The following is a 15,990-nucleotide window of genomic DNA, read 5'->3' as shown; positions in this document are numbered from 1 at the left end:
AAAAACACCATGGTCAAGATTCGACTGACCCGCGGCGGCGCCAAGAAGCGTCCGTTCTACCACATCATCGTCACCGACGTGCGCAGCGCGCGCGACGGCCGCAACATCGAGCGCGTTGGCTTCTACAACCCGGTTGCCCAGGGCGCCGAGAAGCGCATCGAGCTGGACCTGGCCCGCGTTGACCATTGGGTCAAGAACGGCGCCCAGCCGACCGACAAGGTCCGCAACCTGATCAAGGAAGCGACCAAGTCCCAGGCCGCTGCGGCCTGATCCTGACGGGCCACGCTTCGGCGTGGCCCTCTTGGTTGAAGCAGATGAAAGATATCGAGCGCCGCATCCTGCTGGGCAGGGTTGTCGGCGCTTTTGGTGTGCGCGGCGAAATCAAGCTCGAGTCCTGGACCGAGCCACGTTCCGCCATTTTCCGTTACCAGCCGTGGATCGTGCGCAGCCCGTCCGGCGTGGAAACCACGATTGAAGGTGTGCGTGGCCGCGACAGCGGCAAGCACCTGGTCGCCCGTTTCCCCGGCGTCGAGGACCGCGATACCGTCGAAGCGATGCACGGCACCGAGATCTACGTGGCCCGCAGTGCATTGCCGCCACCGAAGCCCGATGAGTACTACTGGGTGGACCTGGAAGGCCTGGACGTGAAGACCACCGAGGGCGTTGCCCTGGGCCAGGTCTCGCACCTGTTCAGCACCGGCGCCAACGACGTGGTGGTGGTCCGCGGTGATCGCGAGCGGATGATTCCGTTCGTGCAGCCGGACTTCGTCAAGTCGGTCGACTTCGAGGCCAACCTGGTCGTGGTCGACTGGGATCCCGAGTTCTGAGCGTGAGCATGCGTTTCGACGTCATCACCCTGTTCCCCGAGTTCCTCGCCCAGTCCGCCGGACTGGGCGTGGTCGGGCGCGCGCAGGAGAAGGGGCTGTTCAGCCTGCACGGCTGGAACCCCCGTGATTACGCCGAAGGCAACTACCGCCGCGTGGACGACCGTCCGTTCGGTGGTGGCCCGGGCATGGTGATGCTGATCGAGCCGTTGCAGGCCTGCCTGCAGGCGATCCGTGAGGCTGATCCGACCCCGGCGCGGGTGATCTACCTCAGCCCGCAGGGGGCGCCGCTGACCCAGGCCAAGGTGCGGGAACTGGCGGCGCTGCCGCGCGTGGTCCTGCTCTGCGGCCGCTACGAGGGCATCGACGAGCGTTTCCTGGAGGCCAATGTCGACGAGGAGATCTCCCTCGGCGACTACGTGCTGTCCGGGGGTGAACTGGGCGCGGCGGTGATCATCGACGCCGTGGCCCGCCTGCAGGACGGTGCCCTGAACGACGCCGAATCGGCGGCGCAGGACAGCTTCGAGGGCGACCTCGGCCTGCTCGACTGCCCGCATTACAGCCAGCCGGCCCAGCACCCGCTGGGTGACGTGCCGGACGTGCTGCGCTCGGGCAACCACGCGGCCATCGCCGCCTGGCGTCGCCAGCAGTCGCTGCTCCGGACCGCCGAGCGGCGCCCGGACCTGCTGGATGAACAGGCACTGGGCAAGGCCGACCGCAAACTGCTGGAGCAGGGCCGTCAGGCCCGGAACCAGAAGGCCAGCCCCTAGCGCAGGGTCGGCTTTATCGGCTATCATGGCCAATTCCCGTCGGCCCTGGTCGGCGCGCGCAGTACCCAAAACAAACGTGCAGCACAGTCCGGTGACTGCATGAGCCTACGTTGTCGATACGACACGCCCACCCGAACAAGAATCGGTGTAACCCATGAGCAAGCTGAACAAGTCCATCGTCGCGGAATTCGAATCCGCCCAGATCACCCGTGAACTGCCGAAGTTCAGCCAGGGCGACACCGTTGTCGTCAACGTGAAGGTGAAGGAAGGCAGCCGCGAGCGCGTGCAGGCCTACGAAGGCGTCGTCATCGCCACCAAGAACGCCGGCCTGAACTCCTCGTTCACCGTCCGCAAGATCTCGCACGGCTACGGCGTCGAGCGCGTTTTCCAGACCCACAGCGCCATCATCGACTCGGTCGAAGTGAAGCGTCGTGGTAAGGTCCGCGCCGGCAAGCTGTACTACCTGCGTGGCCTGGAAGGCAAGGCTGCCCGCATCAAGGAAGACCTGGCTGCCGCTGCTGCCGCCAAGGCTGCCCGTCTGGCCGACAAGGCCTGATAAACAACTTCGGTTGTTGCCGCGACGGCCACCTTCGGGTGGCCGTTTGCGTTTCCGGCATCGCATCGGCCACGATCAGGTGATGAACGACATCAACCTTCGCTATCCGGCCGTGATCCAGTCGGCGTTGCGCTTTCTCGACGGCAAGGGGCTGGCACGCGTGCAATCGGCGCCGTTGCTGCATCGCCTGTTGTGGCGCCTGGGCATCGCACTGCCGCCACCGATCCTGGCCGGCTTTGGCACCAACGCGTTGGTGCAGGGCCTGCTGTTCGGGCTGTTCTGGACCGCGCTGATGTGGCTGATGCTGTGGCAGGGCAGCGAACGCCCGCTGGTGCTGTTGCTGGTGGCCGGTCTGGTGGCCGGCGCGCTGTTCGGCCTTGTGATGGCGGCGCTGATGCGCTCGCTGCGCCGCCACCGCAAGCTGCCGGATTGGCGCCAGTTCCGGGCGCGGCAGGCGGACTGAGCCGATGGCGCACTGCGCCGTGACCGCTGGCTACGGGCCGCGCTAGGCTGCGGTTTCATCCCGATGGACGTGCCGTGCGATGCCTGCCAAGCGAACCGCACCCACCGCTGCGCCCACCCTGCTGTCCGGTGGCAACCCGCAGATCGCCAAGGGCGAGGGCGATGCTCCGGTGCAGGCATACATCGCCGCCATGCCGGACTGGAAACGCCCGGTCGGCGCACAGCTGGATGCGTTGATCGAACGGGCCGTACCCGGCGTGCACAAGGCGGTGAAGTGGAACTCGCCGATGTATGCGGTGGCGCCGGGCGAAGGCTGGTTTCTCAGCTTCCATTGCTTCACCCGCTACATCAAGGTGGCGTTCTTTCGTGGCGCGGTGCTGAAGCCGATGCCGCCCGAGCCGTCCAAGAGTGCCGATACGCGCTACCTGCATATCGCACAGGATGGCGCGCTGGATGAGGCACAGTTCCTCGACTGGGTGCGCCAGGCCGCCGCGTTGCCCGGCGAGCGCATGTAACCCCGACTTTCTCATTCCTTTCCCGACGAGAGCTCCTGATGGCTACGCATGCCCCCAACCCGGCCGATGCCGGAACACCGGCGGCCGAACTGATCGATGCACGCATCGCCGAGCTGGCAGACTGGCGCGGTGAAACACTGGCACGCGTGCGTGCATTGATCCATGAAGCGCTGCCGGACGTGCAGGAAGCCTGGAAGTGGCGCGGTACACCGGTGTGGGAGCACAACGGCATCCTGTGCACCGGCGAGACCTACAAGCAGGCGGTGAAACTGACCTTCGCCAACGGTGCGGCGCTGGCCGATCCCAAAGGCCTGTTCAACGCCAGCCTCGAGGGCAATACGCGGCGTGCGATCGACGTCCATGAAGGCGCGATGCCGGATGCCGCTGCGTTCAAGGCGCTGCTGCGCGCAGCGGCGGCGTTCAATGCGGCGAAGAAGAAACGGTAGAGCCGGCCGCTGGCCGGCTGTTGCGCGATGCTGCTGGAGAGGTGTGAGGTTGCCGGCCAGCGGCCGGCACTACCTTGTCATTGGCCGGTCCATGAGGTTGCCGGCCGGCGGCCGGCACTACCGCAGCGGTGCGGCATCCGGGTCGGCCACCGGCGACGGCGGACAGGCCGGAATCTCCGACGGCGTCGCCAGTTCTTCGGCATGCGAGGGCTTGCCCATCATCTTCGCCTTGCGCCAGCCGCCCCAGCGGTAATACGCCAGCGACAGCAGCATCGACACCAGCGAGCTGACCGGGAAGCTCCACCAGATTGCATCGGCGCCCCAGTACGGCTGCAGCAGTTCGGCGAACGGCACGCGCACGCCCCACAGCGAGCCGGCCAGGATCAGCAGTGGCGGAATCACCGCGCCGGTGGAGCGCACCACGCCGGAGATCACGAAGCTGACGCCGAAGAACAGGAACGAGCCGATCACCACATGGTTGAGGTGGCGGGCGATGTCCAGCGCCTGGCTGGCCGGCGGCAGGAACAGCGCCAGCAGCTGGCGATCGAACACAACCAACGGCAGGATCAGCGCGCCGGTCAGCAGGAAGTTGAACAGCACGCCCTGGCGTGCGGTACCGCGCACGCGGTCCCAGCGCTGCGCACCGACGTTCTGTGCGGCCATCGAAGAACACGCCGCACCGATCGCCATCGCCGGCATCTGCAGGTAGTTCCACAGCTGCAGGGCAGCACCGTAGCCGGCGCCGGTGTCGGTGCCGTACTGGTTGACCATGGTCATCAGCAGGATCACCGACAGCGAAATCAGCACCATCTGCAGGCCCATCGGCACGCCCTTGACCACCAGCGCCTTGAGGATGGTCATGTCGAGCTTGAACAAGCGCAGGTCGGCGCGGCCCAGCCACAGGGTGTGGCGCTTGTGCCGCATGTACAGCAGCAGGCCGGCCAGCGACAACGTCTGCGCGACCAGCGTGGCCCAGGCCGAGCCGGCGATGCCCAGCGCGGGGAAGGGCCCCATCCCGAAGATCAGTACCGGGTTCAGCACGATGTCCAGTGCCACCGATACCATCAGGAAGCGGAACGGCGTGCGCGAATCACCGGCACCGCGCAGGGCGGCGGTGAGGAAGGCGAACGCGTACAGCGTCGGCATCGCCAGGAAGATGATCTGCAGGTAGGCCTCGGCCAATGGCAGCGAGGCGGCCGGCGTGCCCATCGCTGCCAGCAGCGGATGGGCCATGAACCAGCCGGCGATGGCGATGATCACCGACAGGCCGATGAAGAAGGTGGCACTGGTGCCGACCACGCGCCGCGCCTGCGCGATGTCGCGCGCGCCGATCGCCTGTCCGATCAGGATGGTCGAAGCCATGCCGAAGCCGAACACCGAGCCGATAAGGAAGAACATGATGTTGTTGGCGTTCGCGGTGGCGGTCAGTGCCGCCTCACCGAGGAAGCGCCCGACCCAGATCGCATTCACCGAACCGTTCAGCGACTGCGCGATGTTGCCTGCCAGGATCGGCAGGGAAAACAGCAGGAGATTGCGGCCGATCGGGCCGGAGGTCAGGTCAAGCGGCGCTTTGGCCATGGAGTGGTGATCGAATCCCGGGAGGCGCACACTAGCACCAAGCTGGTTTGCGGGATGTGGCAATGCATCAACGACTGCAGGTGAAGTGGAGCCTGGCGCTGGCCTTGATCAGCGTCGTACTGGCCGCATGTTCGACAGGTGACCGGCTGGGCGATACCCAGGTGCGGCCCACCGACCGGCCCGAGTGCCTGGTCGGCAGCCAGCGCCAGGATCTTTCTGCCGGCGTACCCACCCTGATCGGGGGCAGCGGCTGCCGCACCGACCCCGACAACCCGCGTCCCCTGAACAAGCGAACGGAGTAGTCCCTGCCGATGACCGAGCTTTCCCCGCTGCCGCCCAGTGTCCGCCTGGACATCTGGCTGTGGGCGGCCCGTTTCTTCAAGACCCGCAGCCTGGCCAAGCAGGCCATCGAGACCGGCAAGGTCAGCGTGGCTGGGCAGCGCCCGAAATCCTCACGCGCGGTGCGCGTCGGCGAGCAGCTGCAGGTGGAACGCGGCGAGGAGCATTTCGAGATCCAGGTGCTGGGGCTGAGCGATCAGCGCGGGCCGGCGCCGGCGGCGCAGCAGCTGTATGCCGAGAGTGAGGCCTCCAGGGCCCGCCGCGCCGAGCAGCGGGCGCTGCGCATCGCCGCACGCGATGGTTTCCAGCCGCCGGAGCACAAGCCGGACAAACGCGCACGGCGGTTGATCCGCGCGCTCGGCGATATCGACGCGTTGTAAGTTGCAGGGCGCCAGACCGGGTCCGGCGCCGCCTTGGCTCAGCGCTTGCCGCCCAGCAGGCTGCCGCCGATCTTCAGCAGATCGCCCACGCCGAGCTGGCCGTCACCGTCCTGGTCCAGCACGCTGCCAAGCAGGCCGCCGGCAAGGCCGCCCTGTTGCTGCACCTGCTGCTTCTCCTGGCCGAGGGCCTGGCTGAGCGAGCCGGCATCGGCCTGGCCACCACCAAGGCGCTGGGCGAGGAAGGCCATCACGATCGGTGCGAGCATCTGCAGCAACTGGCTGGTACGGCCGCTGTCGAGCTGGGTGGCCTGGGCCAGGCCGGTTTCCACCTTCTGCTGGCTGCCGCCGAAGATGTGGCCGAGGATGCCGGCACCGTCGCTGGCGGCGCCACCGCCACCGCCGCCCAATACCGAGCCGAGCACGCTGCCCAGGTCCAGGCCGCTGTGGTTGTTCTGCAGTGCACCGAGCAGCGCCTGTGCGCCCTGCGGCTGCGAGGCGTTGTTGCCCAGCGCGCCCATCAGCACCGGCAGCGCGGCACTGATCGCACCGGAGGCCTGGGTATCGCTGATGCCGAGCTGCTGCGATACCTGCTGCAGCGGGGCGCCCTGCAGTTTGGCGAGAAGTTCGTCGGTCAGGCTCATCTGCGGAATCCTTGATTGGGGTTGGGCGTGCAGAAGGTACGACGCAGACCGTTAAAACGGCGACGCCGCCTCACGGGGAGGCGGCGTGGCGTTCACGGGGCAGGGCGATCAGAGCTCAATGTCTTCGGCGCCCGGGGTCGCGGTGGGGAAGTCCGCTTCCGGCTGGGCCGGCTTGAACGGATCGGTCGGCTGGCTGGCCAGCGCCTTCAGCGCCGCGGCAACACCAGCGCCATAGGCCGGGTCGGCCTTGCTGCAGTTGTCGATGTGGCGCTGCTTGATGAAGTCCGGCGCATCGCCCAGGGCACGGGCGGTGTTGGCGAACAGTCGCTCCTTCTGTGCCTGGTTGTAGCTGCGGAACAGCGCACCGGGCTGGCTGAAGTAGTCGGCGTCGTCCTCACGGAAGTTCCAGAAGTCGGCGTCGCCCCGGATCTTCATCGGCGGTTCGCGGTACTGCGGCTGCTCCTGCCACTGGCCGTAGCTGTTGGGTTCGTAGTGCGGCAGGCCGCCGTAGTTGCCGTCCACGCGCATCGCACCGTCGCGGTGGTTGCTGTGCACCGGGCAGCGCGCCGCGTTCACCGGAATCTGATGGTGGTTCACGCCCAGGCGGTAGCGCTGCGCATCGGAGTAGGCGAACAGGCGCGCCTGCAGCATCTTGTCCGGCGACGGGCCGATACCCGGCACCAGGTTGCTCGGCGCGAACGCTGACTGCTCCACGTCCTGGTACCAGTTGACCGGATTGCGGTTCAGTTCGAACTGGCCCACTTCGATCAGCGGGTAGTCGCTCTTCGGCCACACCTTGGTCAGGTCGAACGGATGGATGCGGTAGGTTTCCGCCTCCAGTTCCGGCATGACCTGGATGAACAGTTTCCACTTCGGGAAGTCGCCCTTCTCGATCGCGGCGAACAGGTCGCGGCCGTGGCTTTCGCGGTCATGGCCGACCAGGATCTGCGCCTGCGCGTCGGTCAGCGATTCGATGCCCTGCTGGCTGACGAAGTGGAACTTCACCCAGAAGCGCTCGCTGTCGGCGTTGGTGAAGCTGTAGGTGTGCGAGCCGAAACCGTGCATGTGGCGGAAGCTGCGCGGAATGCCGCGGTCGCTCATCACCACGGTCACCTGCAGCAGGGCTTCGGGCAGCAGCGTCCAGAAATCCCAGTTGTTGCGTGCGCTGCGCAGGTTGGTATGCGGGTCGCGCTTGACGGCCTTGTTGAGGTCGGCGAACTTGCGCGGGTCGCGCAGGAAGAACACCGGCGTGTTGTTGCCGACCAGGTCCCAATTGCCTTCTTCGGTGTAGAACTTCAGGGCGAAGCCGCGGATGTCACGCTCGGCGTCGGCGGCGCCACGCTCGCCGGCCACCGTGGTGAAGCGGGCGAACATCTCGGTCTGCTTGCCGACCTTCTCGAACAGCTTGGCGCGGGTGTACTTGCTGATGTCGTGAGTGACGGTGAAGGTGCCGAATGCGCCCGAGCCCTTGGCGTGCATGCGGCGCTCGGGAATGATCTCGCGGTTGAGGTTGGCCAGCTTTTCCAGCAGCCACACGTCTTCCATCAGCAGCGGGCCACGCGGGCCGGCGGTCTTGCTGTTCTGGTTGTCCACCACCGGTGCGCCGAAGGCCGTGGTCATCGGCGTGACCGGTTCATCGCCGTGCTTCTGCTTCGGGGTAGTGCTCAGCTCGCGCTGCTGCTGGGCGCCTTCCGCAGGCGACGGCGCGGTGTGATACGGACATTTCGGGCTGTTGTTATCGGACTGGCTCATGGCTGGCTCCTGCGGGTGAAGACGGGATGGAACATCTTCACTCGACTTTAGCTAGGGCCAGATGAAATGAATAATCGAATGATCCGTTCAGTTTGATAGTTTCTGTCAATTGAAACGAAGAATAAGATTTGCCGGATCTTTCGATAGGCCTCCCGCGTGGCGGCGGGAAGCCAGGGGTGCGTGCTGCGGTTACAGCAGTGCTTTCAGTCGGTACAGCGCTTCCAGTGCCTGCTTCGGCGTCAGTTCGTCCGGATCGATGGCGGCCAGTGCTTCCTGTGCCTTGTTCGACGGCGCCGCGAACAGGCCGAACTGCTGCGGTGCATCCAATGCCTGCGGCGCCAGCTCGGCGGCATGGCTCTCACCGCCGCGCTGTTCCAGCTCGGCCAGTCGACGGCGCGCCTGCGCCACGGTGGCGCGCGGCAGGCCGGCCAGTGCGGCCACCTGCAGGCCGAAGCTGCGGTTGGCCGGGCCGTCCTTAACGGCGTGCATGAACACCAGCGCTTCACCGTGCTCGACGGCATCCAGGTGCACGTTGGCGATGCCGCTGCGGCCGCCCTCGTGCTGCTCGTCGGCCAGCGCGGTCAGCTCGAAGTAGTGGGTGGCGAACAGCGTGTAGCAGCGGTTCTGGTAGGCCAGGTGGCGGGCCACCGCGTCGGCCAGCGCCAGGCCGTCGTAGGTGGACGTGCCACGGCCGATCTCGTCCATCAGCACCAGCGAATGCGCGGTGGCGTGGTGCAGGATGTAGCTGGTCTCGGCCATCTCGACCATGAAGGTCGACTGCCCGCGGGCGAGGTCGTCACCGGCGCCGATGCGGGTCAGGATGCGGTCGATCGGGCCGATCAGCGCCCGGCTGGCCGGCACGAAGCTGCCGATGTGGGCCAGCAGCACGATCAGCGCGTTCTGCCGCATGTAGGTCGATTTACCACCCATGTTCGGACCGGTGATGACCAGCATGCGGCGGTCCGGATGCAGATCCAGATCGTTGGGTTCGAACGGCTGCTCGCGCACCGCCTCGACCACCGGATGGCGGCCACGCTCGATCTTCAGGCACGGTGCCGTTTCAAGTTCCGGCCGCGACCAGTCCAGCGCCTGCGCGCGTTCGGCGAAGGCGGCCAGCACGTCCAGTTCGCTCAGCGCAGCGGCGCACTGCTTCAACGGTTCCAGCTGTTCGCCGAGGGTGTCCAGCAGCTGCTCGTACAGGTACTTCTCGCGCGACAGCGAACGGTCGCGCGCGGACAGCACCTTGTCCTCGAATGCCTTCAGTTCTTCGGTGATGTAACGCTCGGCATTGGTCAGCGTCTGGCGGCGGGTGTAGTGCACCGGCGCGCGATCGGACTGGCCCTTGCTGATTTCGATGTAGTAGCCGTGCACGCGGTTGTAGCCCACCTTCAGGGTGGGAATGCCGCTGCTCTCGCGCTCGCGCAGTTCCAGGTCAACCAGGAACTGGTCGGCATGGGTGGACAGGCGGCGCAGCTCGTCCAGCTCTTCATCGAAGCCATCGGCCAGCACGCCGCCGTCGCTCAGCTTCAGTGGCGGCATTTCGGCGATGGCGCTGGCCAGCAGCTGTGCGCACGCGTCGTGCTCGCCCAAGGCGGCATGCAGTGCCTGCAGGCGCGGTGAATCCAGCGGCGCCAGCACTTCGCGCACCGCCGGCAGCAGGCCCAGGCCATCGCGCAGGGTGGAGAAATCACGCGGGCGCGCCGAACGCAGTGCGACGCGGGTCAGGATGCGTTCCAGGTCGCCGAGGCGGCGGAACTGTTCGCGGATGTCGGCATCGCTGCCGCGATCGATCAGGGTTTCCACCGCATGGTGGCGCTGCACCAGCACCTCGCGCAGGCGCAGCGGGCGGTGCAGCCACCGGCGCAGCAGGCGCCCGCCCATTGGCGTCACCGTGCTGTCGAGCACGCCCAGCAGGGTATTGCGGGTATCGCCGTCGACGCGCGTATCCAGTTCCAGGTGGCGGCGGGTGGCGGCGTTCATCGCGATCGCCTCGGCGGCGGTTTCCATCGCGATCGAGGTCAGGTGCGGCAGGCGCTGCTTCTGGGTTTCCTCGACATAACCGAGCAGGGCGCCGGCGGCGGCGGTGGCACGTGGCTTGTCATCGATACCGAAGCCGCTCAGATCGTGCAGCTTGAAGAAGTTCAGCAGCTGGCGGCGGCCGCTGTCCGCGTCGAACAGCCACGGCGCACGGCGGCGCACGCCGGTGCGGTGGCGCAGGAAGTCGGGCCAGTTCTCCTCGTCGGGCACCAGCAGCTCGGCCGGCTCCAGTCGGGCCAGTTCGGCTTCCAGCGCGTCGTCGGTCTCGACTTCATTGACCAGGAAGCGGCCACCGGCCAGGTCGGCCCAGGCCAGGCCGTAGCCCTGCTTCGTGCGCGACAGCGCCATCAGCAGGGTGTCGCGGCGTTCGTCCAGCAGCGCTTCGTCGGTGACGGTGCCGGGGGTGACGATGCGCACCACCTTGCGTTCGACCAGGCCCTTGGCCAGCGCCGGGTCGCCGATCTGCTCGCAGATCGCCACCGACTCGCCCAGCGCCACCAACCGCGCCAGGTAGCCTTCATAGGCATGCACCGGCACGCCGGCCATCGGAATCGGCGCGCCGCCGGAGCTGCCACGCTGGGTCAGGGTGATGTCGAGCAGGCGCGCGGCCTTGCGCGCATCGTCGTAGAACAGCTCGTAGAAGTCGCCCATGCGGAAGAACAGCAGCAGGTCCGGATACTCGGACTTGGCTGCGAAGAACTGCTTCATCAGGGGGGTGTGCTCTTGACTCCCCTTGGATTCGTTCCGTTTTGTTTTTGAATCAGTGGCTTGCAATGGAGTCCGTCTCGGTGAGTGAAGGCGGGTTGCCGTCAGAAACGGCAAGTAACGGGGTTTTTTGTTGCGATGGTGTTGCGACGGCCGGTTGCTTGGGCAAAGATCGTGTTGCGACGCCAATCGGGACACGGACGATCATGCCAAAAAATGTTGCGACGGACCGCGCCACCCGGCGCCAGGCCACCAAGTTTAGTCTGACCCACCAACAGGTGATGGAGCTTTCAGTTCGGCGCATCCCTGCGTCGGGAGGCTTGGGCAAGCGCGCCAAGCTGGTGGAGCGGCCGGCGGAGCAGGGCGATAAGGCCTATCGCGTGCTGGATGGAAACCAAGGGGCGCCGGTAGGGTTTGGCTTCTACGTGGGCAAGACCCGGACGACCTATGAAGTGGTTCGGCGCGGAACGCAGGGGGTCCGCCGCTTTGCGTTGGGCAACGTCACGGACATGGGGCTGGAAGAGGCCTACTCCGTGGCCCGGGAGCTGATTCAGGAGCTCAAGGCGTCAGGCGAGAACCCGAAGACTCGGGCAGCGCGGGCTAGCCAGCAGCAGCAAGAGGACGGTCGACTGGCTCGGCTCACCGTGGCCGACTGTTTCGACGTCTACATCGCCGACATGAAGGACCGGGTGACCAAGCGACTGGTGAAGCAGTCCAGCCTGACGGCGTTGGAGGACAGCCTTGCTCGATTGTCACGTCCGGAAGTGGGGTTCGCTCAGCGGGCCGTGGCCGATGTGACCGACGACGACGTGGAAGCCGCGTTCGACGCGTTGCGCAAGAGCGCGATGGTCCGATCCAACCGCATTCCGACCCCGATGCGAGAAGCTTTGGCGGGCTACGAGGACTGGGCGGAGCTGGATACGCGGACACTGGAAAGCCTGGGGATCACGGGAAAGTATGTCCAGCGCGTCCGGGCCAGTGGCCTGGCCGCCACCGAACACAGCTTCACGGATGCCCATCGCGCGGTGGCCATGGTGCTGAAACGTGAGAGCGTCCTGGCGGGACGGGAAGGGCGAGAGTCTAGGCTGAGGCACAACCCCCTGCAGGCCATCTTTGATAGGCACTTGCTGAGAGGCGCCCGGAACCTCCGCAAGCATTATGAGAAGGCGGCGGTCCGCAATCCGCTGACCGACAACACGCTCCCAAAGGTGTTGCAGTCGATTGTGGGGCGCCGGGATGAGCAGGGTGGCCACAACGCCGGCGCGTCCGATTATCTGCTGCTGACCTTGCTTTGGGGCACGCGTCGAAGCGAAGCCGCGCAACTGCGCTGGATGGATCGCTGTTCCCACAGCGAGTTGATCCAAGAAGAAGTGTCATGGGTCTGGCTGGGCCAGCCCGGGGAGATCAACCGCTATACGAAGCGGGAGGGCCCGCAGGTCTTCATGTTCGACACCAAATCGGGCGAAGAGCGCTTCCTGCCGATCAGCTACTTCGCGGAGAGGGTGCTGCGACTGCGCTTTGAAACCCGGCTGGACGACGACGGTGCCCTGCGCGAACTGGCTGCAGCAGAGTCGTTGCTGAAGTCAGCCAAGGCCAAGGGGGCGGCACGAACGGTCCTTGCTGCACTGGAGGCAGGCGTCCAGGAAGCGTTGCGCAAGGTGGACCGGACACGCTTCGTGTTCCCCGCCCGCTCTAGCCGCAGCAAGTCGGGCCATTACCTCGATAGCAAATCGATCCTCGCCAATGTGCGTCGCGACGCGGGCTTGGTTGGGCAGCAGGGAGATACGGGGGACATTCGGGATGACGTCGACCAGGGCCTGACCACGCATGATTTGCGGCGGACCCTTGGGCGTTATGCGGCCCTGAAGTTTGGCGAGAGCCGCATTGTCTCGCAGATGCTCCACCACCACGTCCGCACGGCCGGTGGCGATGGCATGTCTCCGGTCTCCGAACGCTACACGCAGCAGGAGTGGGCACGCCTTCGCGAGGCATTTGGTGAGGTTGAGGAGATGATGGTGGCCCGCAGTCCCCGGGTCTGGAACCGGCTCAAGGGGCTGGACAAGCCCCGCCTCGACGAGGCCGGCGAGGAGCCGGTTAAACTGTTCGCTCCAAGGAACAGGAAGTTGGCGCTGAGCCATGCAGACGATTGAAACGGTTCGCAGTGACGAGGACTACCGCGCCAAGCTTCAACGCGCGCTGGACCAAGAGCTGTCGCGCGCTGCAGCCGGCCTGACGCCCACCGTTTCAACCAAGGCCGCAGCCCAGTTTCTCGGGGTGCATTTCGACACGCTGGGCGAGTGGCGCCGCCGGTCGCCCCCGCTGGGGCCGCCCTTTCAAAAAGGCGCGGGCAGCCTTCACGGCGGGGCCAATCAGCACGTCCGCTATCTGTACGAGGATCTCGTCGAGTGGCAGCGCGCTCGATTGGGTCGCTCAGCCAAGGAGCGCCGGCTGGTGGCAGAGGAAGACGCTCTGCGCCAGCAGATCCGCGAGCTCGAGCGGGAGCTCGCGGTAAAGACGGGCCGGACGGAGTTGGAGAAGCTCAAGAAGGCGGTCGGCAAGGGCGTGTCCTTCCTGTCGTTGCGAGACTGCGTGTCGATCAGCCATGGGTGGGTAATGAGCGACGGCTGTATCGCCGGTCACGTTCTCTCGGTCTCGGAAGATCTGCTGGACCGGGCCCTGGACGAAGGCAACGTGTGGGATGCATCGCTGTCCGAGGCTCTGCTGGAGGCTTGGGTCAGCGTCGACGCAAGAGAACCCTACGACGCCGCCATGAGCGCTGCGTTGGACGAGGTGGAAAAGGTCTTGCGGGTGGCGCGTTCTTCTGCCCGCCAAGACGCATTGGACGACTCTCTGCCTGAGCCTGCCCGACCCGCAAAAGATGTCGGTGGCGGTCGATTCCGCTTCTGAGGCCGCCCAGTGAGAGAACGCCAGCCAACAGCTAAAGGTCGAGACCCAGGGATTATGGGGGGCAAGCGTCGTGGCCGGCCTCGAAAAGATCCGACGTCACCGCTCGTTACATTGAGCGAGCAACATCAGGACGAGCTATCGCGAGCAAGAAAAGGCTTGGAGCCTGATGTGAGCGGCGCCGTCGCCGCTTACACGATGGGCATCAGCCTAGACTCATTGAACAGTCGACGCCGGGCGGGGAAGGGGCTCTTTCCTGATTTCACGAGGGCGAAGAGCAACAAAGGTGGCACCCGTTACAACTGGAGATCCGTCCTGGATTGCAGCGAGGCGGAGGTGAACGGGCGATGGATATCGGCCGGCCGCCAACGTATCGAAGAGGATGAGGCAAGTGCGCTGTCGGCAGCATTGGCTGTAGCCAAGATCAGGCGCGCTGAGGCCGATGCCGAGATTGAATCCCTGACAAAGGCACTCAAGCGGCTTGGCATTAAGGCGCTTGAACGCGTGCTGCCTTGGGCGGTGGATGATCGAGGGCGGGTGCTTGGCTCTGCCGCGGCCTACCCTGCCCACCTCGCAAAGCCTCACACGACCCTGGAGGCGCTCCAGATGCCCTGGGTCGAGCGGCGTCTGCACGACGTGCTGATGGACGCTGTCGACTCGATCCTGAGCGATGTCCGCCAAGCGCTGAACAGGGCGCGTGAGGCAAGCCTCGGCTGAGGCAAAGGCTTACCGCGAAATGGGATGCCCGAATGCCGGGTCCTCGCGCACTTTGTCGTGAAAATGATTGCTTGCAAGCCCTTGAAAAACGATCACTTTCAGTGATTTAGCCCTTCATGGGAGGTCGCCAGCGAGTGGGTAGGATGGGCGCACAAGAAACGGAGACGCCCTTGAACACTTCCCCCGCCTACCAGGCCCGCCCAGTGGCACTGCTCTCAGCACGCACTTTGGGTCGGTGCCTAAGGAAACCTGTAGTCCGGGCGTGACCGCTTCCGAGTAAGGGCGTAGGTCAGGCCAAGCGGCTCACTACTTCGATCACTTCTTCCGCGCGGCAGATCTGCCGCGACGGCGAAGCTTTACCCAAAAACCAAGGAGATGCTCCCGTGGGACTCGATATGTTTGCAGGAAAAACCCGTAAAGACGTGGTGGACAACACCGCCGTGCCGATCATGGAATGGCGCAAGCACCCGGATCTGCATGGCTACATGCAGGCGCTGTATGCCAGCCGGAGCGGCTGCAAAGACCCGATGAAGTTCAACAAGAAGCCCCTGTTTCTGTCTAGGCAGGACCTGGAGGACCTCCGGCAGGCCGTGCTTTCCGGACAGCTTCCGAAAACGGAGGGGCACTTCTTTGGCGAGTCTCTTCCCGAAGAACAGCACTTCGACCTGATCTTCATCGATGGAGCGTGCCGCCTCATCGATCAGGGTTGGAATGTCTTCTACGACTCGTGGTGGTGATCTCTGTCCTCTCGTACCGCTACCCAACCTTCCGCATCCATCAACCTTCGGAGTCCATCGTGAGCAAGAAGCCCAGCAGCAAATCCCGCCGTAATCGGAAGTCGAATCGTTCCTCTCGATCTCATGGAGCGATCGTTCCGCAGATCTATTTGACGACCAGTGCGGCTTCCCTCATTGAGGGGATGGATAGCATTGAAAGGGAACTCTTTGAAATGACGCTCCCGGACTTGCTGACGTCGGAGGAAGTCACGTCCTGCATTCAAGTTTACGGTTCTTACCGAGCAGTCGTGACCCATTTCGACACGCAGTTTGTGGTCGAGTCCGTGGGGTGCCGCGCCGCTACGAAAGGCCATTCATCCAAGCCCGGCTTTGTTCTGGATACATACGATCAGCATGCACCCGGCGATTTGCAGCCTCCCTCGTGGCTCGGCAGCTTCCAGCCCCTCCTGCGCACGGCGCCGCTGCCCGGCTTGCAGTCCGAGTCGTAACCCCAACCCGGGCAGCGATCGCCTTTCCGGGCTTGCCTAAGGCAGTGCGGGCATCGCTTGCCTCTCTGCTGGCGCGCAGTAACCCAACCCCATAAAGCAAACGTTCAACGCGGCCCTTTGGCCGTGAGGGCGGAGCTTT

General features: G+C 65.3%; 18 protein-coding genes. 14 read left to right on the top strand and 4 right to left on the bottom strand.

All coding sequences use genetic code 11. The annotated features are described in order from the left end of the window. Positions 1-9: 9 nt before the first annotated feature. The 7 genes from rpsP to J3A72_RS18670 all read left to right on the top strand — a co-directional run bounded on the left by rpsP (position 10) and on the right by J3A72_RS18670 (position 3,573). Entirely contained in the window at positions 10-270 is a 261-nt protein-coding gene (rpsP, locus tag J3A72_RS18700; RefSeq protein WP_005415733.1) for a 30S ribosomal protein S16, read from the top strand. A gap of 44 nt (positions 271-314) precedes the next feature. After that, positions 315-827: a ribosome maturation factor RimM gene (gene rimM, locus J3A72_RS18695; RefSeq protein WP_010483256.1), complete on the top strand. Its 513-nt coding sequence runs from the start codon at positions 315-317 to the stop codon at positions 825-827. Positions 828-835: 8 nt separating this feature from the next. Next, positions 836-1,594: a tRNA (guanosine(37)-N1)-methyltransferase TrmD gene (gene trmD, locus J3A72_RS18690; RefSeq protein ID WP_046429552.1), complete on the top strand. Its 759-nt coding sequence runs from the start codon at positions 836-838 to the stop codon at positions 1,592-1,594. A gap of 154 nt (positions 1,595-1,748) precedes the next feature. Continuing rightward, positions 1,749-2,150 carry a 50S ribosomal protein L19 gene (gene rplS, locus J3A72_RS18685; RefSeq protein WP_005415736.1) on the top strand — a complete coding sequence of 134 codons (402 nt, stop codon included), beginning with the start codon at positions 1,749-1,751 and terminating at the stop codon, positions 2,148-2,150. A gap of 82 nt (positions 2,151-2,232) precedes the next feature. Then, positions 2,233-2,613 carry a DUF6404 family protein gene (locus J3A72_RS18680; RefSeq protein ID WP_032956354.1) on the top strand — a complete coding sequence of 127 codons (381 nt, stop codon included), beginning with the start codon at positions 2,233-2,235 and terminating at the stop codon, positions 2,611-2,613. Positions 2,614-2,692: 79 nt separating this feature from the next. Then, a complete protein-coding gene (locus J3A72_RS18675) occupies positions 2,693-3,127 on the top strand; it encodes a DUF1801 domain-containing protein (RefSeq protein ID WP_075076186.1) in 435 nt (144 codons plus the stop codon). A gap of 38 nt (positions 3,128-3,165) precedes the next feature. Continuing rightward, complete coding sequence (locus J3A72_RS18670) at positions 3,166-3,573, top strand: DUF1801 domain-containing protein (RefSeq protein WP_075076187.1); 408 nt, start codon at positions 3,166-3,168, stop codon at positions 3,571-3,573. Between the two features lie 117 nt (positions 3,574-3,690). Here the strand turns inward: J3A72_RS18670 and J3A72_RS18665 are convergent, their stop codons facing one another. Continuing rightward, positions 3,691-5,151, bottom strand: coding sequence for an MATE family efflux transporter (locus J3A72_RS18665; RefSeq protein WP_075076188.1), 1,461 nt, complete (start codon positions 5,149-5,151; stop codon positions 3,691-3,693). Between the two features lie 62 nt (positions 5,152-5,213). Here J3A72_RS18665 and J3A72_RS18660 point away from each other — a divergent pair, with 62 nt between their 5' ends. Continuing rightward, positions 5,214-5,453 (top strand): hypothetical protein, encoded by a 240-nt coding sequence (locus J3A72_RS18660; protein ID WP_014646407.1) that lies wholly within the window; start codon positions 5,214-5,216, stop codon positions 5,451-5,453. Between the two features lie 9 nt (positions 5,454-5,462). Further along, the gene (locus J3A72_RS18655) at positions 5,463-5,870 is read left to right on the top strand and encodes an RNA-binding S4 domain-containing protein (protein WP_069117404.1); all 408 of its coding nucleotides are present in this window, start codon (positions 5,463-5,465) and stop codon (positions 5,868-5,870) included. A gap of 38 nt (positions 5,871-5,908) precedes the next feature. Here the strand turns inward: J3A72_RS18655 and J3A72_RS18650 are convergent, their stop codons facing one another. The 3 genes from J3A72_RS18650 to mutS form a co-directional block, all read right to left on the bottom strand. Continuing rightward, a complete protein-coding gene (locus J3A72_RS18650) occupies positions 5,909-6,511 on the bottom strand; it encodes a DUF937 domain-containing protein (RefSeq protein WP_046429556.1) in 603 nt (200 codons plus the stop codon). 108 nt (positions 6,512-6,619) lie between these two features. Further along, positions 6,620-8,131, bottom strand: coding sequence for a catalase (locus J3A72_RS18645; protein WP_185741883.1), 1,512 nt, complete (start codon positions 8,129-8,131; stop codon positions 6,620-6,622). Positions 8,132-8,452: 321 nt separating this feature from the next. After that, positions 8,453-11,008, bottom strand: coding sequence for a DNA mismatch repair protein MutS (mutS, locus tag J3A72_RS18640; protein ID WP_235650275.1), 2,556 nt, complete (start codon positions 11,006-11,008; stop codon positions 8,453-8,455). A gap of 317 nt (positions 11,009-11,325) precedes the next feature. Between mutS and J3A72_RS18635 the strand changes: the two genes are divergently transcribed. The 5 genes from J3A72_RS18635 to J3A72_RS18615 all read left to right on the top strand — a co-directional run bounded on the left by J3A72_RS18635 (position 11,326) and on the right by J3A72_RS18615 (position 15,851). After that, positions 11,326-13,155: an integrase gene (locus tag J3A72_RS18635; protein ID WP_229298516.1), complete on the top strand. Its 1,830-nt coding sequence runs from the start codon at positions 11,326-11,328 to the stop codon at positions 13,153-13,155. After that, positions 13,142-13,912: a nucleotide-binding protein gene (locus J3A72_RS18630; protein WP_008266608.1), complete on the top strand. Its 771-nt coding sequence runs from the start codon at positions 13,142-13,144 to the stop codon at positions 13,910-13,912. The genes J3A72_RS18635 and J3A72_RS18630 overlap by 14 nt, the downstream gene beginning before the upstream one ends. A gap of 168 nt (positions 13,913-14,080) precedes the next feature. Then, positions 14,081-14,626: a hypothetical protein gene (locus J3A72_RS18625; RefSeq protein ID WP_049446852.1), complete on the top strand. Its 546-nt coding sequence runs from the start codon at positions 14,081-14,083 to the stop codon at positions 14,624-14,626. Positions 14,627-15,009: 383 nt separating this feature from the next. After that, positions 15,010-15,363: a hypothetical protein gene (locus tag J3A72_RS18620; RefSeq protein ID WP_040008476.1), complete on the top strand. Its 354-nt coding sequence runs from the start codon at positions 15,010-15,012 to the stop codon at positions 15,361-15,363. Between the two features lie 59 nt (positions 15,364-15,422). Next, positions 15,423-15,851, top strand: coding sequence for a hypothetical protein (locus tag J3A72_RS18615; protein WP_146256386.1), 429 nt, complete (start codon positions 15,423-15,425; stop codon positions 15,849-15,851). The last annotated feature ends 139 nt before the right edge of the window (positions 15,852-15,990 follow it).

The organism is Stenotrophomonas sp. PvP093 (genome assembly GCF_017876915.1).
Taxonomy (GTDB): Bacteria; Pseudomonadota; Gammaproteobacteria; order Xanthomonadales; family Xanthomonadaceae; genus Stenotrophomonas; species Stenotrophomonas muris.
The sequence above is the reverse complement of the archived record's forward strand: the minus strand, read 5'-3'. Positions and strand labels throughout refer to the sequence as shown.